21 protein-coding genes are annotated in these 18,658 nt (G+C 63.6%); 12 read left to right on the forward strand and 9 right to left on the reverse strand.

Annotated elements, in window-relative coordinates; translation table 11 throughout:
• The first annotated feature begins 18 nt into the window (after positions 1–18).
• Together AC4PRM_RS09130 and AC4PRM_RS09135 are read left to right on the forward strand one after the other, a co-directional pair.
• On the forward strand, positions 19–447 hold the full coding sequence (locus AC4PRM_RS09130) for a hypothetical protein (RefSeq protein ID WP_373258573.1): 429 nt from the start codon (positions 19–21) through the stop codon (positions 445–447).
• Between the two features lie 69 nt (positions 448–516).
• Positions 517–1,152 (forward strand): S24 family peptidase, encoded by a 636-nt coding sequence (locus AC4PRM_RS09135; protein ID WP_492039584.1) that lies wholly within the window; start codon positions 517–519, stop codon positions 1,150–1,152.
• A gap of 59 nt (positions 1,153–1,211) precedes the next feature.
• On the opposite strand, the gene AC4PRM_RS09140 is transcribed toward AC4PRM_RS09135, so the two are convergent.
• The 5 genes from AC4PRM_RS09140 to AC4PRM_RS09160 all read right to left on the reverse strand — a co-directional run bounded on the left by AC4PRM_RS09140 (position 1,212) and on the right by AC4PRM_RS09160 (position 5,388).
• Positions 1,212–1,679, reverse strand: coding sequence for an SH3 domain-containing protein (locus AC4PRM_RS09140; protein ID WP_492039585.1), 468 nt, complete (start codon positions 1,677–1,679; stop codon positions 1,212–1,214).
• Between the two features lie 88 nt (positions 1,680–1,767).
• On the reverse strand, positions 1,768–2,145 hold the full coding sequence (locus AC4PRM_RS09145; RefSeq protein WP_492039586.1) for a hypothetical protein: 378 nt from the start codon (positions 2,143–2,145) through the stop codon (positions 1,768–1,770).
• 63 nt (positions 2,146–2,208) lie between these two features.
• A complete protein-coding gene (locus AC4PRM_RS09150) occupies positions 2,209–3,882 on the reverse strand; it encodes a lysine--tRNA ligase (protein WP_492039587.1) in 1,674 nt (557 codons plus the stop codon).
• A 37-nt stretch (positions 3,883–3,919) separates the two neighbouring features.
• On the reverse strand, positions 3,920–4,372 hold the full coding sequence (locus tag AC4PRM_RS09155; protein ID WP_492039588.1) for a response regulator: 453 nt from the start codon (positions 4,370–4,372) through the stop codon (positions 3,920–3,922).
• Positions 4,373–4,425: 53 nt separating this feature from the next.
• The gene (locus AC4PRM_RS09160; protein WP_492039820.1) at positions 4,426–5,388 is read right to left on the reverse strand and encodes a histidine kinase dimerization/phospho-acceptor domain-containing protein; all 963 of its coding nucleotides are present in this window, start codon (positions 5,386–5,388) and stop codon (positions 4,426–4,428) included.
• A gap of 96 nt (positions 5,389–5,484) precedes the next feature.
• Between AC4PRM_RS09160 and queA the strand changes: the two genes are divergently transcribed.
• From queA to tgt, 3 genes are read left to right on the forward strand one after another with little or no spacing between them, the layout of a single operon-like run.
• The gene (gene queA, locus AC4PRM_RS09165) at positions 5,485–6,552 is read left to right on the forward strand and encodes a tRNA preQ1(34) S-adenosylmethionine ribosyltransferase-isomerase QueA (RefSeq protein WP_492039821.1); all 1,068 of its coding nucleotides are present in this window, start codon (positions 5,485–5,487) and stop codon (positions 6,550–6,552) included.
• A gap of 34 nt (positions 6,553–6,586) precedes the next feature.
• Positions 6,587–7,054, forward strand: coding sequence for a hypothetical protein (locus AC4PRM_RS09170; RefSeq protein WP_492039589.1), 468 nt, complete (start codon positions 6,587–6,589; stop codon positions 7,052–7,054).
• On the forward strand, positions 7,055–8,167 hold the full coding sequence (tgt, locus tag AC4PRM_RS09175; RefSeq protein ID WP_492039590.1) for a tRNA guanosine(34) transglycosylase Tgt: 1,113 nt from the start codon (positions 7,055–7,057) through the stop codon (positions 8,165–8,167).
• A 39-nt stretch (positions 8,168–8,206) separates the two neighbouring features.
• Here the strand turns inward: tgt and AC4PRM_RS09180 are convergent, their stop codons facing one another.
• Genes AC4PRM_RS09180 through AC4PRM_RS09190 form a run of 3 tightly spaced genes read right to left on the reverse strand, consistent with a single transcriptional unit; the run spans position 8,207 to position 10,823 of the window.
• Positions 8,207–9,370 carry a glutathionylspermidine synthase family protein gene (locus AC4PRM_RS09180; RefSeq protein WP_492039591.1) on the reverse strand — a complete coding sequence of 388 codons (1,164 nt, stop codon included), beginning with the start codon at positions 9,368–9,370 and terminating at the stop codon, positions 8,207–8,209.
• A 4-nt stretch (positions 9,371–9,374) separates the two neighbouring features.
• Positions 9,375–10,121 (reverse strand): PspA/IM30 family protein, encoded by a 747-nt coding sequence (locus tag AC4PRM_RS09185; protein WP_492039592.1) that lies wholly within the window; start codon positions 10,119–10,121, stop codon positions 9,375–9,377.
• Between the two features lie 15 nt (positions 10,122–10,136).
• Positions 10,137–10,823, reverse strand: coding sequence for a YjfI family protein (locus tag AC4PRM_RS09190; protein ID WP_492039593.1), 687 nt, complete (start codon positions 10,821–10,823; stop codon positions 10,137–10,139).
• 50 nt (positions 10,824–10,873) lie between these two features.
• Between AC4PRM_RS09190 and AC4PRM_RS09195 the strand changes: the two genes are divergently transcribed.
• From AC4PRM_RS09195 to AC4PRM_RS09225, 7 genes are all read left to right on the forward strand, one after another.
• Positions 10,874–11,965, forward strand: a complete 1,092-nt coding sequence (locus tag AC4PRM_RS09195; protein WP_373258562.1) for a potassium channel family protein — start codon at positions 10,874–10,876, stop codon at positions 11,963–11,965.
• A gap of 8 nt (positions 11,966–11,973) precedes the next feature.
• A complete protein-coding gene (locus AC4PRM_RS09200) occupies positions 11,974–12,636 on the forward strand; it encodes a YjfK family protein (protein WP_492039594.1) in 663 nt (220 codons plus the stop codon).
• 25 nt (positions 12,637–12,661) lie between these two features.
• On the forward strand, positions 12,662–13,075 hold the full coding sequence (locus tag AC4PRM_RS09205) for a DUF350 domain-containing protein (protein ID WP_373258560.1): 414 nt from the start codon (positions 12,662–12,664) through the stop codon (positions 13,073–13,075).
• A 4-nt stretch (positions 13,076–13,079) separates the two neighbouring features.
• Positions 13,080–13,706, forward strand: a complete 627-nt coding sequence (locus AC4PRM_RS09210) for a DUF1190 domain-containing protein (protein ID WP_373258559.1) — start codon at positions 13,080–13,082, stop codon at positions 13,704–13,706.
• 60 nt (positions 13,707–13,766) lie between these two features.
• Positions 13,767–14,249: a PH domain-containing protein gene (locus AC4PRM_RS09215; protein ID WP_373258558.1), complete on the forward strand. Its 483-nt coding sequence runs from the start codon at positions 13,767–13,769 to the stop codon at positions 14,247–14,249.
• A gap of 107 nt (positions 14,250–14,356) precedes the next feature.
• Complete coding sequence (locus AC4PRM_RS09220) at positions 14,357–15,805, forward strand: PH domain-containing protein (protein WP_492039595.1); 1,449 nt, start codon at positions 14,357–14,359, stop codon at positions 15,803–15,805.
• Positions 15,806–16,140: 335 nt separating this feature from the next.
• Positions 16,141–17,550, forward strand: a complete 1,410-nt coding sequence (locus tag AC4PRM_RS09225; RefSeq protein WP_492039596.1) for a tyrosine-type recombinase/integrase — start codon at positions 16,141–16,143, stop codon at positions 17,548–17,550.
• A 14-nt stretch (positions 17,551–17,564) separates the two neighbouring features.
• On the opposite strand, the gene AC4PRM_RS09230 is transcribed toward AC4PRM_RS09225, so the two are convergent.
• On the reverse strand, positions 17,565–18,656 hold the full coding sequence (locus tag AC4PRM_RS09230) for a response regulator (protein ID WP_492039597.1): 1,092 nt from the start codon (positions 18,654–18,656) through the stop codon (positions 17,565–17,567).
• Between the last annotated feature and the right edge of the window lie 2 nt (positions 18,657–18,658).

The following is an 18,658-nucleotide window of genomic DNA, read 5'->3' on the forward strand; positions in this document are numbered from 1 at the left end:
GGGCATGGGGGTGTCTTTATGTTTGAAACGCTTGCATCGCAGATCGGAGCCGTCTTCGCGGTCTGCGTGACAGCATTCGCCTTTCTGAAAGGCGACGAGCCTGAACGCATCGGTGCAGGTGCTTACATTCTAGGGTTTTTGGCCTCCCTGCTGATGCAGGACTCAGGGCAACTCTATGGCACCAACTGGGCGCTTATGGGCATCGATACAGTAATGCTCTGCGTTTATGCTGGCTTAGCATGGAAGACCAATCGTGCATGGCCTGTATGGGTATGTGCGCTTCAGTCCATAATCGTGCTTAGTCATGTCCTGACTATCGTCGACGTGCGCCCTCCACTCGCTGCCTTCTACGCAGTGATCAATCTTGCCAGCTACGGAATCCTCGTCGCTATCAGCGTAGGCACCTTCTGGGCTTGGCAGGATCGGCGTGCGCAGGGGCTGGAGTAGGCCTGTTCCCTAGGTGATTATTCCTATATTTTTGAGAGCGGCGAATCACCCGGCGTTCCGCAGATCATCGTGCCCCTGTCCCATAACCAGCTCTGGTCTGCGATCGACGGCCTGGCCCGGCGTGAGGGTCTGAGTGTTTCGGGTCTGGCCAAACGCGCGGGCCTGGATGCCACCAGCTTCAACCCATCCAAACGGTTTGGTCCAGGCACGCCGCCACGCCCTCGCTGGCCTTCGACGGAGAGCCTAACCCGGATTCTTCAGGCCACGGGTATGTCCCTGGGCGACTTCGCGACGCTGGCCCGTGACGCGATGGAACGTCCGGCCACCGTGCCCATGCTGGGCATGGCCCAAGCGGGCCTTGACGGATTCTTCGACGATGCGGGCCTGCCAACCGGCGAAGGTTGGGATGAAACCGAACTGCCTCGTCCGACCGACACCATGTTGAGCCTGAAAGTCGCGGGCGACTCCATGGCTCCATTATACCGGACGGGCGACCGTATAGTGGTCGATCGCGCTGCCACGGACGTGCGCAAGGGCGACCGCGTTGTTGTTCGCACAGCTGGCGGTGAGACAATCGCCAAGGAAGTGGCAGGGCTGTCTTCACGCAGCGTGACGCTGGCTTCGATCAATCCGGCATACCCGCCCCGTATCCTGCCCCGCCGCGACATCGTCTGGATGGGCCGTATCGTCTGGGTCAGTCAGTAGGCATCAAAAAGGCCGCCTCCTTTCGGAGACGGCCCTTCTGTTTTCATAAGGCTATCGCGTTAGTTCGGCACGACGTAGCGGGCGTTCACCCAGCCACCGCCGGCGATCTGGACCCACTCGCCTTCCGAGCCGATCACACTGAACGGCTGACCGGCCTGCAACATGCCAGCCTGTCGATACCCAGTACCGGGACCCGAACGAATGCGCAGGTTGGAGGTCGTGCGGTATTCGCCGCCCTGCGACGAGACGCGGGCACGTTGTTGATTGCAGCCGATGTAGGAACCGGCGGCGGCACCCGCACCAGCACCGACTACAGCACCCAAGGCGCGTTCGTTGTCGGATACCTGGCTGCCGATCAAACCGCCGGCCACGGCACCGATCAGGGCACCGGCACGTTGACGGCCACCGGGGGCGTCGCAGTTGGTGATGCCGTTCGCCTGCTGGGCCATCGAGACCGAGGGGACGGCGGTGACCAGCGCGGCCAGGGCGGCGGCGGTGGCCAGTGTAGTGTTCATGATCTTCGACATGGCTCTCTCCATTCATCGAGGTTGGTCGATGGATGCAGAATGCGCCGGGCCACATGAAGGCTCCCGGAGCTTCGCCGTTATTTTCGGTTCATCTTGCAGGGCGTCTGCTTCGCCGTTGTTTTACCAGCAGGTGAGCGCTGTCGAGGTTGTGCGCGATCAGATGTTGCCGGCGCACGAACTGGAAGTCCATCACCCGGGCCCACAGGTACAGCAAGCGATCCCGGGTAACGAAGACAGTAACCGCCTCCACTTCCGGCGGCGGGCCCCAGGCCTCGGCCAGTTTCGCCAGATGATCGACCGTCGCATCGTCGGTCATCGGCTCGCATTCAACGATCCAGTCCCAGCTGCACAACTCTGGTCGCCCGGCGATCAGACTGACTGTCGCCTCGAGCACCTTGTCAGCTGCCCCCGCAGAGACCAGGTCCAATTGCAGTATCCGGGCCTGTTCGTCGATTTCGTATCGCAACGTCGCCTCCCCCGACCACGCCGCCATCCAAGCCAATCCCGGTTAATAATTCTGCCTCGGGGGTCAAGCTTGCGTCAGTTCGCCCCGTGCTCCCGCCTCGATCAGTTCGATCGTCTGCGGCAGGCCATAAATCGCGGCAAACGACCCGAAGCGCGGCCCCTGGCTTGCGCCCAGCAGCACCTCGTACAGCGCCCCGAACCAGGCTCGCAGCGGCTCGAACTCATGCGCCTTGCCCACGGCATAGACCTCGTTCTGGATCAGCTCGCCGTCCGTCGTGTCCGCGGGCAAGGACTTAAGCCGCTCCGCCAGATCCAGAAGGGCCGCCTTTTCCTTGTCGCCCGGCAAGCGGTACGACTTCGACGGCTTCACGAAGTCCTCGTAATAGTTCAGCGCCCGGTCCATCAGCTGGTCCAGCAGCGGCTCGGTTTCCGGCGTCGCCTCCGGCAAATATTTGGCAAAGTAGGCCCACAGCTGATCCTTGGTGGAGGCGTTGGCCACGCCCACCAGGTTCAGCAACAGCGCAAACGACACCGGCGACGTATGGGTCGGCGGCTCGCCCGCATGGATCGACCAGACTGCGTTGTCGATCCGCTTGGCCGGTTCCTGGGTCTTGTAGCTCTCGATAAAGGCCAGATAGTCGTCGATGGCTCGCGGAATGACGTTGAAGTGCAGGCTCTTGGCCGACTTCGGCGACTGGAACATGTACCAGCTCAGGCTCTCCGGCGTGCCGTACCGCAGCCATTCGTCCATCGTCAGGCCATTGCCCTTGGACTTGGAGATCTTCTTTCCTTCGATATCCAGGAACAGTTCATAGTTGAACCCTTCCGGCGGCGTGCCGCCCAGGGCGCGACAGATCTTGCCGCTCTCGCGCACGCTCTCGATCAGGTCCTTGCCCGACATCTCGTAGTCGACATCCAGCGCGACCCAGCGCATGGCCCAATCCGGCTTCCATTGCAGCTTCACATGGCCGCCGGTGACCGGCAGCTCGGTGCGTCCGCCGGCTGGGTCGTCAAAGACGATGGTCCCCTTCTCGACGTTCCGCTCCAGGGTCGGAACCTGCAGCACATGGCCCGTGATCGGGCTGACCGGCAGGAAGGGCGAATAGGTCGCCCGCCGCTCTTCCCCCAGGGTCGGCAGCATGATGGCCATAACCGCGTCGAACCGCTCCAGCAGGGTCAGAAGCGTCGCGTCGAAGGCGCCGGACTTGTAGGCCTCGGTCGAGCTCATGAACTCGTAGTCGAAGCCGAACCCGTCCAGAAACGCCCGCAGCCGCGCATTATTGTGGGCCCCGAAACTGTCGTGCGTGCCGAACGGATCGCGCACCCGCGTCAGCGACAGGTGCAGATCCTCGCGCAGCATCTCCGGGTTCGGCACGCCTTCCGGCACTTTCCTCAACCCGTCCATATCGTCCGAAAACGCCACCAGCCGCGTCGCCCAGTGGTCGCCGGTCAGGGCCCGAAAGGCGTTCCTCACCATGGTGGTCCGCGCCACCTCGCCGAAGGTGCCCATGTGCGGCAGGCCCGACGGCCCGTATCCGGTCTCCAGCAACACCGGCCGGCGCAGAGCCTCGAACTTGCCCAAGGCCTGGTCGGCCTTGCCCGCGTCGATCAACGCCCGGGCCTCAGCGCGTTCGGCCTCGGGCAACCGCTTCTTCAACACGTGCGACAGCAGATTGCGAGCCTGTTCGAAAGGCCACGACTTGGCTTCGCGGGCGAGGGGTTCAAGGTTCTGGAGCATGGGCGAGCGTTTGACCCGCCCAGATGCTCCGGTCAACTCACGCGGCTGCGACGTATGTCTGAGCCCACTCTTCCCGCCAGGGCCGATTGGCCTGAAGGTACAGCTTGTCGAACAACTCGGCAGCATTCAGTGGCTTGGCGACACAATCGTCCATACCCACGGCGAAATAGAGTTCCAGCTGTTCGGCAAGGGTGTTGGCGGTCAGCGCGATGATCGGTGTCGACGCTACTTGTGTGTCCAGGGCGCGGATGCGGCGTGTGGCCTCGACGCCGTCCATGACCGGCATCTGGATATCCATCAGGATCACGTCCCAGCCCCCGCGCCGGGCTGCTTCGACTCCTTGGCTTCCGTCATCTGCAGTTTCGCAGATCACGCCCTGCGCCCTCAGCAAGGTTGAGATCAGCACCCGGTTGCTTTCGTGGTCATCGACATAAAGGACAGCCATGGCCCGAGCCTCGTCCTCGTCCAGAGAGGGTTCGTCCACAGCCATAGGACGCGCCGTTGAGTCCTGAGCTGGCAACAAAGCCTGTTCGCTCATGCTGTTCAGATCAAGGGAGCGACCCAATCATTGCGTTGAGACATGTCGATCATCTGCTCGACAACTGCGTGCAGGGTCATACCCGCTGCTGCGATCCGGTCCACATGCGCCGCTTGTTCGGGAGCCAGTCTGGCCCGACCCAGAATATCGGCAAATCCCATTACGGCATTCAGTGGCGTGCGTAATTCGTGAGACATTTCGCTGAGGAACCTCTGACGTGCCTCGGCCATCGCCGCCTTTTGTTCGGCGGCGGCACGCGCAGCCTCTGCCTCGACCCGATCGGTCACATCCCGTTCGTTCAGCAAGACGCTGACCCCGCCCGTCACCGGATCAAGAATGGGGCGGCAATCGATATGGTGCCAACGCAATCCCTTCTGCGTCACCATCCGGTGCACCTCTGCAATCGTCAGCTCGCCCAGCGCCGCATTCAGAAGCCTCTTTCCGGCATCCGGGTCATGGAAACGCTCGATCAGGCCCATGCCTTCGCCGTAGGTCGAGAATGTACCCGGATTGGCAAACATCACTGCGCCGATGGCATCAAACAGGCCGACCGGGCCGGCAGAGTGACGCAGTGCCTCGACGGCGCGGCGCTCCTCGACCCCTACATCGGCCTCGGTCGCCTCAAACAGCAGCACATCACGGCCGTCATCGAGAGCCACGGTTGAGATCAACGCCTGTACCGTTAGCGGCTCTCCGTTAGGGTAGAAGGTCCAGCGTTCCTCGACGGCTTCGTTAGCAGCAGTGATGGCCTTCAACCGGTCCGTCCGGGCGCGCACGGCAGGCGACAGCTTTGAAAAATCTCGCGACAGCAATTCGTCCAGATCGGCCGCGCCCCAAAGTGCCAGCGCCGTACGGTTGGCATAGACACCGAAACAGCTGTCCGGATCAAACAGCCAGACAGCACGCCGCAAGCTATCCCAGGCGGTAAGCGGGGCACCATCGGCCAGTTTAGGAAGAGTGATGCCCATGGCATCCACCCTGCCTGTAACGCCTGAAGCAAGACTTAAAGACAGCCCTGCTCCCCCGCTTGACCCAGCCCCACCAGCATGACCAAACCGCCGCTTATGAAGACCGCCGATTTCGACTTCGACCTGCCCGAGGACCGCATCGCCCTGCGGCCCGCCGATCCTCGCGATTCCGCCCGAATGCTGGCGGTGAAGGACGGCACGCTGGACGACCGCATCATCCGCGACCTGCCTGACTTCCTGCGACCTGGCGATGCCCTGGTCTTCAATGACACCCGCGTCATCCCTGCCCGCCTGTCTGGCGTGCGCACCCGCCCCAACCCCGGGCCTGCCGGAGAGACCCTGACCGTTGCGGTCGAGGCCACGCTCCATCACCGCGATGGCCCCGACGTCTGGTCCGCCTTCATGAAACCCGGCAAGCGGATCAAGCCGGGAGACCGAATTGCTTTTCACTCGCTGGAAGCCACAGTGGCCGACAAGGGCGACGACGGCCTGATCACCCTCAAATTCGACCTGTCCGGACCTGCGCTGGACGATGCCATCCGCGACGTCGGGGTCATGCCCCTTCCCCCCTATATCGCCGCCAAAAGGCCCGAGGACGACCGCGACCGATCGGATTATCAGACCGTCTTCGCCGAACACGACGGCTCGGTTGCCGCCCCTACGGCAGGCCTGCATTTCACCCCTGCCCTGCTCGACGCCATCCGCGCCAGAGGCGTCTCGACCCATGCCGTTACCCTGCACGTCGGTGCCGGTACCTTTCTGCCCGTCAAGGCCGACGACCTGGCCGACCACAAGATGCACAGCGAGTGGGGCGAGGTGTCAGCGAGCACCGCTGCCGCGCTGAATGGTATCCACGCCAGAGGTGGCCGCATCGTCTGCGTCGGCACCACCTCCCTGCGCCTGCTGGAGTCCGCCACGACCGAAGACGGTCAGGTTCAGGCCTTCCATGGCGACACGGCTATCTTCATCACCCCCGGCTACCGCTTTCGTGCCGTCGACGTGCTGATGACCAACTTCCACCTGCCGAAATCGACCCTGTTCATGCTGGTCAGCGCCTTTGCCGGAATTGACGCCATGAAAGCGGCCTATGCCCATGCCGTCGCCACCGGCTATCGCTTCTACTCCTACGGCGATGGCTCATTGCTGTTTCGCCATCAGGCGTGACGAGACACGGCAAACGCGCTAACGCGTCCGGTCCATGCTGGACCTGCCCACGCCCCTGACCCTGTCGCTGGAGACGATCGCCTCCGCCACTCCTGCCATGCGCGATCCGTGGTGGGTGTTCGGTGGCACGGCGATGGCGCTGGCCGGGCTGGAAGGACTGCATGTGCCCGACATCGATATTCTGGCCAGTCCGCGCGATGCCCGCGTTCTGCTGGAGACGCTGGGCGGGGAAGCCGTGCCCGATCCCGGCGAAGGCGTCTTTCGCTCGCGCGTCTTCGGCCGCATTCTGACCACGCCCGTGCCGCTGGAGATCATGGCGGACATGGACATTCGAGATGGCGGCGACTGGGTGCCAGTGCGCTTCCACACACGCCTGCCTGTCACTGTGGGCGACATCACCGTCTTCATTCCCACCGTCCAGGAACAGATCGACATGGCCCGCCTGTTCGGACGCCCCAAAGACCTGCAGCGCGCCGAGGCGCTGGAAAGACTGATCAGCTAGATGCCCTTCCCATTCGAGATCGCCGGCACCGAGGGCCGCGCCCGTACAGGCGTGCTCAAGACCGCCCGGGGCGACATTCGCACCCCCGCCTTCATGCCCGTCGGCACCGCCGCCACGGTCAAGGCCATGACGGTGGATCAGGTCAAACAGACCGGGGCCGACATTCTGCTGGGCAACACCTATCATCTGATGCTGCGCCCCGGGCCGGAGCGGATGGAGCGCCTCGGCGGCCTTCACAAATTCATGGGCTGGAACAAGTCGATCCTGACCGACAGCGGCGGTTTTCAGGTCATGTCCCTGGCAGGGATTTCCAAGGTGAAGGAGGAGGCGGTCACCTTTTCCAGCCATATCGACGGCTCCAAACACGTCCTGACCCCGGAACGCTCTATCGAGATTCAGGCCGACCGCATCGGGGCCGACATCTCGATGCAGCTGGACCAGTGCGTCGCCTATCCCGCCGAGAAGGACGCGGCCCGCAAGGCCATGGAACTATCGATCCGCTGGGGCGCGCGGTCCAAGGCCCGCTTTGGCACGCGCGAGACGCAGGGCCTGTTCGGCATCCAGCAGGGCTCCACTTTCGAGGACCTGCGTCGTCAGTCGTCCGAACAACTTCAGGAGATCGGCTTCGACGGCTATGCCATCGGCGGCCTGGCCGTCGGCGAGGGCCATCAGGCGATGTGCGAGGTGCTGGACTATGCGCCCGAGATGCTGCCTGCCGATCGTCCCCGCTATCTGATGGGCGTGGGCAAGCCCATTGATCTGGTCGAGGCCGTATATCGTGGCGTCGACATGTTTGACTGTGTCCTGCCCACACGTGCCGGTCGCCACGGCCAGGCCTGGACCTGGGATGGCCCGCTGAACCTCAAGAATGCGCGCTTTGCCGAGGATCAGGATCCGCTGGACCCCGACATCGCCTGCCCGGCGTCCAGCCAGTATTCAAAGGCCTATCTGCACCACCTGATCCGCGCGGACGAAATCCTCGGCAAGGTCCTGCTCAGCTGGCACAATATCGCCTTCTATCAGGCCCTGACGGCGGCGATGCGCGAGGCCATCCTGCACGGTCGGTTTAAAGCCTTCCGACGCGACTTCCACGCTCGCCACGTCAGCAACTGATAAGGGCTAAAGCTCTGCGAGACGTTGAAACCTGCGTTCTCAGGCCCTGATATAATGTGGAAGGAAGCGTGAGGTGTTGCGCGTCACCCGCGTATCGTCCTCGCGCAGGCCGATGCCGGCGGCCTCGTCACCGACGACCCAGGAGCCGATGATGACATGGTTGTCGTCGAACCGGGCGGGCGGGCGCAGGGCCTGGCGGATGTGAATACCGTCGCCATAGCCGCCGTCCAGGACGGGATCAGCCACGCCCCTCTCGACCAGCTCGACATTGGCACCCTCGCGCGAGAACAGAGGCTTGCGGACGTAGGAGTTGCCCAGCCGTTCGTGGGCCGGGTCGCTCTCGAAATAGGCTTCCAGCAGATTGGGATGGCCGGGGTGGCGTTCCCACAGCAGGGGCAGGATGCCCTTGTTGGAGATCAGGCTCTTCCAGGCCGGTTCCAGCACCGTCACCTCCGCTGTCGGCAGAGGCCGCGCGTAGTCGTCACGCAGCATCTGCTCCCACGGATAGAGCTTGAACAGGGCACCGATCAGCCAGTTTTCGTGATCGACGAACCGGCCGTCGGCATTCAGCCCGATGTCGCCCAGGGCCACGAACTGCGGCTCCAGCCCCGCCTGTTTGGCCAGATCCTCCAGGAAAAGCACGGTCTGGCGATCCTCGACGAAGTCCGGCTCCGACGAGAAATGCATGAAACCGCCGTCCGGGAAGATCGTCCGGAACCGTGCGACCAGCTTTTCATGCAGGCTGTTGAACTGGTCGGTTTCTGCCGGCAGCACGCCGGACGCGATCTGGTCTTCCAGCCACAGCCACTGGAACACCGCCGTCTCGTAGATCGAGGTCGGGGTGTCGGCATTGTATTCGTAGAGCTTGGCCGGCCCCTTGCCATCGTAGAAGAAGTCAAACCGGCCATACAGCGACGGTTCCTGCCGTTTCCAGCTGTCGGCGACATAGTCCCGCATGGCCTCGGGGATATCCAGATCGGCCATCAGCCGCTCGGACTTGACCACCTCGTCGACCAGATCCAGGCACATGGCGTGCAGAACCTCGGTCGGTGTCTCCAGGTCCTCCTCGATCTGCTGCATCGAGAAGGCGTAGGCGGCGGTTTCGTCCCAGTACTGTTCGCCTGACACATGGTGCCAAGTGAAGCCCAGGCTGTCGGCGCGGGTCTGCCAGTCCGGGCGCGGATCGAATTTAAGGCGTTCCAAGGGGTCAGGCCTTGTCGCGGTCCACGGTCTCGCCCTGCTGGATCAGTGGCGTCACGACCTGAACTTCCTTGGGCGCGGACAGGCGGGCCAGGACGTCGTCGGCGGACGAATGGCCCGGCAGGATGCCTGCCTCCTTCAGCTTGGCGTCCAGATCGGCACCCGTGCGTTTGTCCTCGAGTTCCTGACCGGCGCGCAGCTTCTCTTCGTTGACGGCCTGGCGCTGCTTGATGCGTGCCAGGCTGTCGGCGGCCGAGCCGATCCGGGAATGAGCCCCCGCCGATTGCAGGGCCACAGACGTCTGGGCTTTCTGGACCGAGTCATTGACCTTCACGATGTCGATCTCGCGTCGCAGGGTCTCGATCTTTTGATCCGTCTGGGCGATGGCGGTGCGCAGTCGGGTCTCGGCCTCCTTCATGCCGCCGATCATCGGCTCGCGCTCGCCGATCTGCTGCTCCAGCTCGGCAATACGGACCGCAACCTCGCGTGCCAGATCCTCTTTGCCCTGCGCCAGGGCGGCGCGGACGGAGTTCTCATATTTGGCGATCTGCTCGCCGAAGCTCTTGAGCTCGTTCTCGGCCATGCGGCGGCGCGCGACCAGACCGGCCAGGTCGTCACGGGCCTTGCCCTGAGCATTGTCGGCGTCGCGGATCTCCTGGTCGAGGATCTTCAGAGCGTTGGCATCGACGACCTGCTGGCCCGCCTCATGGGCGGTGCCGCGGAACAGGGCCGAAAGTTTGGCGAGCATGGACATGGGTCGGTCTCCGGATCAGGCAGCGGCGGCGTCAGCGCCGAACGTTTCGCGCAGTTCGGTGGCGTCGATCGCGTTCTCGGCCAAGGTGCGCAGTTCGATCAATATGGTCTGAAGCGTCGTCTTGCACGACAGTTCGCCCATCAGTTCATAGACGTCCTGGCCATCCACCGTGGTGATGGCGAAGTTGGACAGCGGCACCACCCGCTGGGCCTTCAGCAGGAAGGAGTTGAACTGATCGGCGTCCTTCTGCTCGGACACCGGCCACAGGAGTACCGAACAGACGATCTGGGCTCCGCCCACCGACAGATAGATGGGCAGGTCACCGTACTCATTCATCGTGGCCAGCAGCACGGGCTCGGCTCCCTCCAGCACTCGCAGGGTCATTTCGCCCTCGCGGACCAGGTCAGAACTTTCCAGCGCAGTCTTGATGGCCGGTACGGTCCAGGACGTTTCGATCACGGCATCCATGGGATGGTTCACTCCAAAGGGAACGGTGGAAGGGTTGCGACGCGGGCGACGAACGATCTCAGGTCCGCGTGTCGACTCGGTGACGATGGCGTGGACCGCCGCCTTCACATCCTCTCGCGCGGGTTCCGGCACCCAGAACTCCAGCTTGACCATGCCCGCCTCACGCCGGGCCTTGCGCCAAGCACGTATACGATCGTTCGCCGAGGGCAAGGGTTTCGAGGATTGATTACGCATGTTTCATGTAACGCGTAACAGGAACGGTTGACATTGGCCAGCCGTCTGCGATGACTTCACGCATTCCGGGCATGGGGCCCGACCGGGGTCAAGGGCGAATGCTGCTGCCGAGACTGAAGCTGGCGCGCATATTCGACAAGGCCTTCCACGCGATGGCCGATCTGCACTGGACTATGCTCGCGGCACTGATCGGGCTTCATGCCGGATCGACATGGCTACTGTTCGATATCGCAGGCGAGACGGAACTGACGTCGCCTGTGACCTTCTTCTACTGGTACGCCACGACAGCCTACACCGTCGGCTATGGCGACCTCAGCCCTGGAACAGACCTCGGCCGATTGATCACGGCGATCTGGGTGTTTCCCGGTGCCATCGCCGCCTTCACAACCGTCGTGGCCAAGGTCCTGGGTGCCATCGGCGACATCTGGCGCCTGCGCCGCGCTGGCAAGGGAGACTATTCTCGCATGACCGACACCATCGTCCTCATCGGCTACCACCCGGCGCGGACCGCCAAGATGATCGAAGAGCTGTGTTCGGACCTCAATCCCGACCAGACCCTGGTGTTGCTGACGCGGCAGGCCGTCACCGATCTCGACAGCCGCATTCGCTACGTCCAGACCGAAAGTCTGACCTCGGTCGCCGCCCTGACGCGCGCGGGCGTGGCCCAGGCCTCGCGTGTTCTGGTGTTCACCAACTCCGATTCCGACACTTTGGCGGCGACACTGGCGGCGACGGCCCTGGTACCTGCCCAGGCCCATGTGGTCTGCTATTTCGAGAACGAAGACCATGCCCGGCTGGTGGATCAGCACTGCCCCCAGGTCGAGGTCGTGCTGTCGGCCGGACCCGAGATGGTAGCGCGCGCCTGCAAGGACCCCGGCGCGAGCCAGGTCATCAGCGCCCTGACGAGCCATCTGGACAAGGAGGCGACCCTGTTCAGCCTGCAATGGCCGGACCGGGCCGCACGTCCATTCGGCGATCTGGCCCGTGCCCTGCTGGATCGCAGCGCGACCTTGCTGGCCATCCAGCCGGCCGAGGCGACGACCCCGACCTTCAATCCCGCGCCCGATCGACCCGTTCAGCCCGGCGACCGGCTGTTCTATGTCGCGTCAAACAGGGTCGATGCGGCGGCCCTGGCGGGGTAAGAGGGGTCATGTTCAAGCGTCTGTTCGGTTCCGGCGACAAGACCCCGCCCGCGATCACCCTGGCCGAGGTGCGCAACATCACGGTGGGCCGGACCGTCTCTCTTGACCCGCTGGCCTGGGAGCGGCTGGGCGACGAGACCCATTTCACCCTGGACCGCGACGCGCTGGAGATCACGGCTCAGGGGCGTGTGGTGCTGGACGGCGGCCAGCATGTGCACCGCTTCTACACCGACGACCATGTGATGCTTCAGGCCATGAGCGACAGCCCCGATGGTCAGGGGGCCTATGACTTCACCCTGTTCATCCCGTGGACCTCGGCCTATCCGCCCGGCGCGCGCGAGCGCCGGATGTGGCGCGACCGCCTGTCGGCCCCTGTGTTCGACGGCGCGGCCGAGGAGCTGCCGGCCTATCCCCGCTTCTGGTTCGCCGAAAGCGACGCGATCCAGCAGCCGGTAGAGCTGTGGGAATCCCTGTTCGACGATCGGGCCGCGACGGTGCCCTACAGCCGCATCTTCCAGACCTGCATGCTGTATGCGCGCGACCTGTCGGGCGGGCGTGAGCTGATGATGGCACTGGAAATGGAACCGCACGACCAGGACGACATCGTCGGCGACGTCACACACGAAATCATGATCGGCATTCCACTGGAAATGGCCGAGTTCCGCGCCTGACCGCGCAACACTGACTGGGGGTAACATGTTCGACTGGTTCGCATTTCAGACGGGGGCCACCGCCTTCATCATCGCCTTTGCCGCTGCGGTGGCCTTCTTCGTGGCGTTCAAATTTATCTACCAGCTGGTCACGCCGTACCATGAGAGCAGCCTGATCCGGCAGGGTAACACCGCCGCCGCCGTGTCGCTGGGCGGGGCGCTGATCGGCTTCGTTCTGCCGCTGGCCTCCGCCCTGTCCCAGACCGTCAGCCTGATGGAGTTTGCGGCCTGGGCTGTGCTGGCTGGGGTGATCCAGATCGTGGCCTTCATCGTGGTCAGCCGACTGGTCTATCGCGGACTGGCTGCGCGGATCGAGGCGGGCGAGATGGCGGCGGGCATCTATCTGGGATCCATCTCCATCGGCGTGGGCCTGCTCAACGCCGCCTGCATGACGGCGTGAGGCCATGATGACCGACGACATCCAGACTCCAGCCCCCGCCTCCACCATGCGCCGCCTGAAGCGGTCGAAGACGCTGCATGTCTCCAGCCTGATGGCGACGGTCAGCTTTTCCATGGCTGCCTGCGGCTCGCCCCAGCGGTCAGTACCGCAGCCCGAGCCTGTGCCAGCTCTGGCCTACACCTCGGTCGCGGAGTGCCAGGCGGCCAACGACATCCCCGATGCCGAGTGCGACACCGCCTATGCCGAGGCACAGCGCGTGGCTGCCGAAACCTCGCCCCGCTATGCGACCCAGGCCGAGTGCGAGGGGGCATGGGGACCCGAGCAGTGCCGCCCGCTGAACAGCGGCGGTGGCTCATTCTTCGGTCCGTTGGCCACAGGCTTCATCATCGGCCAGTTGCTGAACGGTGGCGGCTATCGCGGCGGCGGACCGCTGTACCGTGACCGGGACGGCCAGTATTCCAACGGTTACGGCGGGGGTTACCTCAGCCGCGACTACAGGACCGGCCGGACGATCACCAATGCGCGGGACCATACACCCGAGGCCCGTCAGGCCCCGAGCCGCGTGCAGAACCGCACGACGGTGGTCTCACGCGGCGGTTTCGGGGGCGGCGGGCGGGGCTATGGCGGATAGCATCCGCTACACTGACGAGACACGGTCCCGGCCATGCCAGCCCTGGATGGTCGGTTATCGATGACTGCCCAGATCATTCCCCTGCAACCGCTGGAGCGCGGCTATCTGAATGTGTTGCGTGTGCGATCGGCGATCGGCTGGCTGACGCTTGTTGCGATCGCAGCGATTGCGGATGGCGTACTGCAATGGCGCGTTGATACGGTGTTCGGGCTTGTCACCGGTCCGGTAGTTGTCTTCGGAGCCTTGTCCACGATTTTTCTTGTTCCGGGACGCTGGCGGCGCTGGGGTTATGCCTTCACCGACCGGGAACTGCACGTGGCCCAGGGATGGCTCACCCAGATGCACACCATCGTGCCCGTGTCGCGTGTCCAGCACATCGACGTCAGCCAGGGGCCGATCGAGCGCAGCGCCGGTGTAGCAACGCTCATACTCCACACGGCCGGCACCGAAGGCAGCCGGGTCATACTGCCTGGCATAAGCCGCCAGCGCGCCGAAGAAATCCGTGATGCCATTCGCGGCCGGATCAGCGACGCGCCCTGGTAATGGAGCCCCGGCAGCCTATCGAACCCGGTATCCTGCCGCCGCGACGGCTTGATCCGCGGACCATCCTCGTTCGCGCCCTTCCCGGTTTGCCGTCGGCCATTTTCGCCGTGCCGTTCATCCTGACCGCCGTGCAAGGCGAGGGACTGGCTCTCATTTTCGCGCTCGTCGGGCTTGCGCTGGTGATGGCTGTCACGGGCTTGATCAGCTGGCTTCACTGGCGCGGCTTCACCTATGAGGTCTTGCCAGACCAGCTTGTGATTTCGCGCGGCATCCTCAATCGCACACGCCGCTCGATACCGGCCGAGCGCATCCAGGATGTGTCTATCAAACGCAGCCCGGTCGCACGGGTGCTGGGTCTGGCCGAGGTGCGCATCGAGACGGGTGGCGGCGAGGCAGACGAAGGCAGACTGGACAGCGTCAGCCTGGACGAAGCCTACCGCCTTCGCGCCCTGCTCAGGGGGCTCAAAACGCGCCAGGCTGTGGCCGAGACGGCAGTCAAAGCCGAAGCCGAAGCCGACGTCAGTAGCGGAGACAAAGAGACCCCCTTGTATCGAATGGCGCTTCCTCGCCTGCTCTATTTCGGCCTGTTCAACTTCTCGCTGGTCTGGATCGCGGCCATTTTCGGTGCGGTCCAGTATCTCGACCAGACCCAGGTCTTTGACTGGGGCCGCTGGCTGGACCTGCTGGATGTGGCCGAACGGGAGTTGCAGGCGCGGCTGAATGTGATGCTGGCGATCGGCTTCGTTGGACTGGCCGTAGTGCTCGGGATCGTCGTCGGGATTGTCCGAACCGTTCTGCGATACCATGACTTCAAGCTGGCCTTTGCCGAAGGTCGTTTTCGCTACAGCTGCGGATTGCTGACCAGGACCGAAGTCGTGGTCGCGCAACGCCAAATTCAGCTTGGCCTGATCGAGCGCGGCGCTGTCAGCGGACGTCTGGGGTGGGGCGCTTTCAAGGTGCAGACCCTGGGCAGCAGCGACCATGTGTCAGGCCGTCAGGAGCTGGCTCCCTTCGCACGACCTACCGAGATCGAACCGCTGGTCGTCCACGCCGGACTGCCTCCCTTCGATCAATCCCTGCTTCGATCGGTATCGCGCTGGCATGCCGCCGGGGCCTGCCTCGGGTCGGTGGTACTGCCGGCAGTCATCGTTCTGGTGGCCAGTCTTTACTTTCCTCTGGCCGCCGGCCTGCTGCTGGTTCTCCCGATCCCGCTGGGGGTGTCGCTGCTGCGGCCTCGCTTTCATGGCTATGCCTTGGCTGAGACCTGCCTGAACGTCAGGCGGGGTGTGCTGAAGCAACGCGACTGGACGGTGCCATACGGCAATATTCAATCCGTCACGGTAAGGCGGGGACTGCTTCAAAGGTGGCTCGGTCTCGCCACCATCAGGATCGATACCGCAGGTGGGAGGGGTATCAATGGCCCACATATTCATGACCTTAGCGACGATAAAGCAGCCGAGCTAGCGCTGAGCCTGGTCCATAGGATCGATGCGTCCGGGACAGCTGAAAACAAGATCCGTTTCGACAACACCCCTGGTCTCGGGGACATCTCCTGAGAACCGCCCGATCGTCGGGACGTGCGCGATCTCTCAGACGTGGCGAGGCAGTCAGCAAGGCACAGCCGCAGAAACAGATAAGATGGTACGTCCTCTCGGGCTCGAACCGAGGACCCTCTGATTAAAAGCCGCCCTAAAGGGGGTTTCAACAGGTTTCAGAGATGTTCAGAAACGGCTACAACCTACTGATATAAAAGAGTAAAACTTTTCACTGGGTTTCAGGTCGTTTCAGGAGATTTCGACGATTTGTGTCCCCTGTGTGCCCCCGTTTGGTGTGAACCGGTCTGGATTTCAGGGTCATTCTGAGGGATCATCGGTGCGTGCCGAAGGTCAGATTGACAGATAAATCCGTCGCCGCCGCCATCGCTCTCGCGGGAGAACGCATGGAGCTTAGTGACGACCATCCGCATGCCGCCGGGCTGATCCTGAGAGTGAACGCCACCGGGCGCAAGTCCTGGTTCGTCCGCTACCGAACGGATGATGGAGTGCAGCGCCGCTTTCACCTTGGATATTACCCTGAGGTGGGGCTGGCCTCAGCCCGCCAGCGCGCCGCCGCTGCGCGCAGCAAGGCCTTTGATGGTGGAGACCCCAGTGGCCAGCGCCGGATCGAGAAGGCCACGGCCGCAGCCCTGCCTCTCAAGACGTTCGACGACCTCACTGAAGCCTATTTCGCCGCCTGCGCCTCCGGCGAATGGCGTCCTCGCAGCAAGACAAAACGACCGGACACCCTCAAGCGCGAGCGATGGCTGCTCGAACGATATGTCACGCCGAAGATCGGCCCGCTGCGCCTGGAAGAAATCCGCAAGCCGCAGATCAAGGCCCTGATCCGCGCGCCCATGGAAAAAGGTCTGAACACGACCTCCAACCACGTCCGCGCCCAGCTCCGGCAGATGTTCAACTTCGCGATCTCCGAGGACCGCATCGAGTTCAACCCGGTCACCGGCGTGAAGGCCATGGGCCAGGAGAAGCCGCGCGAGCGCGTGCTGAAGGATTCCGAGATCCTCGCCATCTGGCGCGGCATCGACAGGCCGGAGACCCTGCGCAAGCCCGACACCGCCTACAGGGACGGCAGGGTCTATGTGACACCGCGCGTTGCGATCGCCATCAAGCTGCTTCTGGTCCTGGCCCAGCGGCGGTCCGAAGTGACCGGCATGGCCCTGTCGGAGCTGGACTTCGACCAGCGGATCTGGACCATCCCCGGCGAGCGCACCAAGAACGGTCGGACCCACAAGGTGCCCCTGACCGATCTGGCGATCCAACTCATACAGCAGGCGCTTGCGCTACAGGCCAGCGAAGGCCTTGCCCCCTCCCCCTACGTTTTCCCGTCCCAGTGGGACGTCGACGAGCCCATGGGGGCCAACGCCGTCAGCCACGACTTGCGCAACATCCGGATCGCCTTGGCCCTGGAGCGGCTCACGCCGCACGACCTCAGACGGACGGCGGCTACCAATATGGCCAGCGAGCGCCTGCGGGTGCAGCCCTTCATCATCGGCCGGGTACTGAACCACACCAGCGAGACAGGGGGGGCGGCGATGATCACACTGTCGACCTATGCCCTTTACGACTACATGGCCGAGAAGCGTGATGCCCTGACCAGATGGAGCGCACTCCTCGCCACGATGGTGGCGGTCCAGCCATCCGCTAGGGCCATCTGTCCTGAGTTAACATTGCCGCCAGACCATTGGGTGGCCGCCGTACCGATATCTGATGCGGACCACTATCTGGCGATGGCTGGTGCCGGCTAAATGGATGGACCTGCCTAGGCCTGAACTGATTGCACGCTGGAGAGGCTTGCAGACACTTTGCGGGCAAGTTCGGCCTGGCTGAAGGGTTTGTGGACGATCAGGTCGACCCCCACGTCTGTCAGAGCGTCGGCGTCGGCGTAGCCGGTCGCGAAAACGATCGGGATGGTTGGGCGGCGGGAGCGTATCTCGCGCGCCAGCTCGGCACCGTTCATGCCGGGCATGGCGAAGTCCAGGACCATGGCGTCGATGCGATTGTGCTGTCGCTCGATATCCAGGGCCGCATCGCCACTGTCAGCCTCGATCACACGATAGCCGAGGTCGCTGAGGAAGCCGACCGTGACCTGGCGCACGGCATCGTCGTCATCGACGACCAGCACCACGCGGTCTGAGCTGTCCGCCAGCTGCAGGGCCTCGACCGTATCATCATCTGCCACCGGCATGGCATCGGCTCGGGGCAAATAGACCTTGATCGTCGTTCCTATGCCCACCTCTGTTTCGATGCTGACACCGCCGCCGGACTGTTTGGCCAGGCCGAAGACCTGGCTCAGTCCCAGGCCTGAGCCCTTGCCGACTTCCTTGGTGGTGAAGAAGGGCTCAAAGGCCCGGCCGAGGACTTCAGACGTCATACCCGAGCCGGTGTCAGAGACAGCGACCATGACGTACTCCCCGGCCGGGGGTTCTTCCGGCTGCCTTGGAGCACCCAGGGCGACATTGGCCGTCGAGACCGTGAGGGAGCCGCCCACATCCATGGCGTCACGCGCATTGATCGCCAGGTTCAGGATGACCAGCTCGATCTGGGTCGGATCGATCATCGCGGGCCAGAGATCATCGGCCAGTATAGGCGGATTGATCTGGACACTGCCCCCGATAGCACTCTGCAGCATATCGCGCATGCTGCCGACAGTATCGTTCAGATCGACAGGACGGGGTTCAAGCTTCTGGCGGCGCGAGAAGGCGAGCAGTTGGGCGGTCAGCTTGGCCCCTCGCTGAGACGCCTCCCCCATCATGGCCAGGCGTTTGAGCAGGGCCGGGTCCTGCACCCGCTTCTTCATCTGCTCGACATTGCCGAGCACGACGGTGAGCAGATTGTTAAAGTCGTGAGCCACGC

The sequence above is a fragment of the Brevundimonas sp. DW-iso22 genome, from assembly GCF_058725425.1.